We start from the raw sequence: 3,912 nt of genomic DNA, 5'->3' as shown, positions 1-3,912 counted from the left end.
GCGGCGTGGCCGCGTCGTCGGGAAGTACGACGCGGCCACGCTGGGTGTTCGGACGATCTCAGTGAGCGCCTGTTCCGGTGAGGGAACGCACCTCCAGCTCGGCGAACTTCTGCGGGTCGGCCTTCTCCTTGGACAGGACGGTTCCCAGCCAGCCCAGCAGGAAGCCGAGGGGGATGGAGATGATCCCGGGGTTCTCCAGGGGGAACCAGTAGAAGTCGGCGTCCTTGAACATCGAGGTGGGCTTGCCGGACACCACCGGTGAGAACAGCACCAGGCCGACCGCCGAGATCAGGCCGCCGTAGATCGACCACAGCGCGCCCCGGGTGGTGAAGCGCTTCCAGAAGAGGCTGTAGAGGATGGTCGGCAGGTTGGCGGAGGCGGCGACCGCGAAGGCGAGCGCGACCAGGCCGGCGACGTTCAGGTCGCGGGCGAGGGCCCCGAGGCCGATGGCGACGGCGCCGATGACCACGGTGGACCAGCGGGCGGCCCGCATCTCCTCCTTCTCGGTGGCCTTGCCCTTGCGGATGACGTTCACGTAGAGGTCGTGCGCGAAGGACGAGGAGGAGGCCAGGGTGAGGCCGGCGACCACCGCGAGGATGGTGGCGAAGGCGACGGCGGAGATGACCGCGAGCAGGACCGCGCCGCCGGTGGAGCCCGCGCCGCCGCCGATCTCCTGGGCGAGCAGCGGGGCCGCGGTGTTGCCCGCCTTGTTGGAGGCGAGGATGTCGGCCCGCTTGAGGAGGGCCGCGGCGCCGAAGCCGAGGGCGATGGTCATCAGGTAGAAGACGCCGATGATGCCGATGGCCCAGTTCACGGACTTGCGGGCGGCCTTGGCCGTGGGGACCGTGTAGAAGCGGATCAGGATGTGCGGCAGGCCGGCGGTGCCGAGGACCAGGGCGAGGCCGAGGGAGATGAAGTCCAGCTTGGTGAGGCCGTCCTTGCCGTATTTGAGTCCCGGCTCCAGGAACTTGGAGCCCTGGCCGCTGTTCTCGGCGGCCTGGCCGAGCAGCGCGGAGATGTTGAAGTTGAACTTCAGCAGCACCAGGAAGGTGATCAGCAGGGCGCCCGCGATGAGCAGCACCGCCTTGATCATCTGGACCCAGGTGGTGCCCTTCATCCCGCCGATGGTCACGTAGACGATCATCAGTACGCCGACCAGGGCGACGACCGCGACCTTGCCGCCGTCGCTGGTGATGCCCAGGAGCAGCGAGACGAGCACGCCGGCCCCGGCCATCTGGGCGAGCAGGTAGAAGATCGAGACCACGATGGTGGAGGTGCCGGCGGCCGTGCGGACGGGGCGCTGGCGCATCCGGTACGCGAGGACGTCGCCCATCGTGTAGCGGCCGGAGTTGCGCAGCGGCTCGGCGACGAGCAGCAGGGCCACCAGCCAGGCGACGAGGAAGCCGATGGAGTAGAGGAAGCCGTCGTAGCCGAAGAGGGCGATGGCTCCGGCGATGCCGAGGAAGGACGCGGCGGACATGTAGTCGCCGGAGATGGCGAGGCCGTTCTGGAAGCCGGTGAACTGGCGGCCGCCCGCGTAGAAGTCGGAGGCGTCCTTGGTCTGACGGCCGGCCCAGATGGTGATGACGAGGGTGGCGACGACGAACAGGCCGAACAGGGTGATGATCAGCGGCCGGTGCTCGGTCGCCCCGGCGGCGACGGTCAGCTGCGGGATCGCGCTCACGCTCCGGCCTCCATCTCCTGCTTGATGGCCCGGGCCTTGGGGTCGAGCTTCGAGGCGGCGTGCCGCGAGTACAGCCAGGCGATCAGGAAGGTCGTCGCGAACTGGGCGAGTCCGAGGACGAGGGCGACGTTGATGTTGCCGAAGAGCTTGGTCCCCATGAAGCCGCCCGCGTAGCTGGACAGCAGCACGTAGAGGAGGTACCAGGCGATGAAGGCCACGGTGAGCGGGAAGGCGAAGGACCGGTAGGAGCTGCGCAGTTCGGCGAACTCGGGGCTCTGCTGGACGCGCGTGAACTCTTCTGCCGCGGGATGGTGGGCCGGGGCCGGTCCCGCGCCGCCCTGCGGCGGCGCTGCTTCGGTGGTCACGGGGGGTTCTCCTTGTGACGCGGGTGCGGTGGGGACGACGGACAAAACAACCTCCGTGTGGGGGGACGGTGGTGCTGATCCCCCCTGTCAACGGCACGGCCGGCGTGTCGGGACGGTTCAACACCCGCTGATTCTTCAGATGATTCTTCGGAAACTGATTTCTCGAACTGATGGCGCAGAAGGGAACGTCAGCGCTAGGTTCGCGTGTCATGAACCCGTCCGACGCGACCGCGTGCGGACGGCTTTTTCACGGATGATGTGGAGAACCCATGGCTCATCTGGGACACGGCCGCCGGCGAGCCCTCGCCGTTCCGGTCGGCCTGGCGCTCACGGCCTCACTCGCCTTCCTGCCCTCGGTGGCGGCCTCGGCCGCGCCGGTCGGCAACACGGCGGGCCCGGCGGCGGCCGCGAAGGCCCCCACCGTGGGCCCGAAGCTGTCGTACGTGGCGAACCTGACCGCGTACGGAACGGTCAAGCAGGCCAAGAAGGCCATCGAGCAGGCCGGTGGAACGGTGGTGACGTCCTATGAACAGATCGGCGTCGTCGTCGCACACTCCCAGAACCCGGACTTCGCCAAGGTGCTGCGGGCCCAGCGCAGCCTCTTCGTGTCGGTCGGAGCCACTCGGACGGCCCCCCTCCAGACGGTGCAGACCACCGAGGAGGGCACGACCCAGAAGCTGAGCGCGGCGGACGCGGCCAAGGCGGCGGCGCAGGCCGAGCCGGGGCAGGAGCCCCTGGAGTCCAACCAGTGGGACCTGCGGGCGATCAAGGCCGACCAGGCTCACAAGATCAACGATGGCAGCCCGGACGTCACCGTGGGCGTCATCGACACGGGTGTCGACGACACCCACCCCGATCTCGCCGCGAACTTCTCCAAGGGCCAGTCGGCCAACTGCGTGGGCGGTGTCGCCGACACCACCGAGGGCGCCTGGCGCCCGTACGCCGACGGAAGTGACCACGGCACGCACGTGGCGGGCACCATCGCCGCCCCGCGCAACGGCATCGGGGTCAGCGGTGTCGCGCCCGGTGTGAAGGTCGCCGGCATCAAGGTGAGCGAGCCCGGGACCAGCCTGTTCTTCACCGAGGCGGTCGTCTGCGGCTTCATGTTCGCCGCCGAGAAGGGGATCGAGGTGACGAACAACAGCTACTACGTCGACCCGTGGATGTTCAACTGCAAGACGGACGACGACCAGAAGGCGCTGGTGGAGTCCCTCGCCCGGGCGACCAAGTACGCCGAGCGCAAGGGCGTCCTCAACGTGGCCGCCGCGGGCAACGAGGACTACGACCTGGCCGCCGACTCGCTCGTCGACCCGACCAGCCCGGACGACGCCACCCCCGTCCCGCGCACCATCGACCCGAAGGTCTGCCTGGACCTGCCGGCGCAGCTGCCCGGCGTGGTCACCGTCAGCGCGACCGGCGACAAGGGCTTCCGCTCGTACTACTCCAGCTACGGCCTCGGCGTGGTCGACGTCGCCGCCCCCGGCGGCGACAAGTGGCAGGTCCCGGCCACGCCCGATGCCAACGGCCGGGTGCTGTCCACCCTCCCGGGCGGCGGCTACGGCTACAAGCAGGGCACCTCGATGGCCACCCCGCACGTCGCGGGCGTCGCGGCCCTGATCAAGAGCGCGCACCCGTGGGCCACGCCCTCGCAGGTCCAGGCGATGCTCAAGGGCCAGGCCACGAAGACGGCCTGCCCCGACAAGATCTACGACGGCACCGGCAACCTGATCGACGCCGCCACCTGCAAGGCCAAGTGGGGCCAGACCGGCTACTACGGCGCGGGCGTGGTCGACGCGCTCAAGGCCGTCAAGTAGCCGCGAGCACCGGCACCGGATGCGCGGACGGGCCGGGCGGGGCGTTCCC

The 3,912-nt window shown here is 69.5% G+C and carries 3 protein-coding genes; 1 reads left to right on the top strand and 2 read right to left on the bottom strand.

The genetic code is table 11. The features are described from left to right. Positions 1-58 precede the first annotated feature (58 nt). Both ACFV0Q_RS39330 and ACFV0Q_RS39325 read right to left on the bottom strand, forming a co-directional pair. Positions 59-1,684 carry a cation acetate symporter gene (locus ACFV0Q_RS39330; protein WP_385012615.1) on the bottom strand — a complete coding sequence of 542 codons (1,626 nt, stop codon included), beginning with the start codon at positions 1,682-1,684 and terminating at the stop codon, positions 59-61. After that, on the bottom strand, positions 1,681-2,049 hold the full coding sequence (locus ACFV0Q_RS39325; protein ID WP_385012613.1) for a DUF485 domain-containing protein: 369 nt from the start codon (positions 2,047-2,049) through the stop codon (positions 1,681-1,683). Before ACFV0Q_RS39325 ends, ACFV0Q_RS39330 begins: the two co-directional genes overlap by 4 nt. A gap of 269 nt (positions 2,050-2,318) precedes the next feature. On the opposite strand from ACFV0Q_RS39325, the gene ACFV0Q_RS39320 reads away from it, so the two are divergent. Next, entirely contained in the window at positions 2,319-3,863 is a 1,545-nt protein-coding gene (locus tag ACFV0Q_RS39320) for a S8 family serine peptidase (protein WP_385012611.1), read from the top strand. The last annotated feature ends 49 nt before the right edge of the window (positions 3,864-3,912 follow it).

The sequence above is a fragment of the Streptomyces sp. NPDC059564 genome (assembly GCF_042735575.1).
Classification (GTDB): Bacteria; Actinomycetota; Actinomycetes; order Streptomycetales; family Streptomycetaceae; genus Streptomyces.
This window is presented reverse-complemented; position numbering and strand designations above follow the sequence as displayed.

Coding starts and splice junctions, on each gene's coding strand:
- ACFV0Q_RS39320 (WP_385012611.1), top strand. CDS start 2,319: ATGGCTCATCTGGGACACGGCCGCCGGCGAGCCCTCGCCGTTCCGGTC.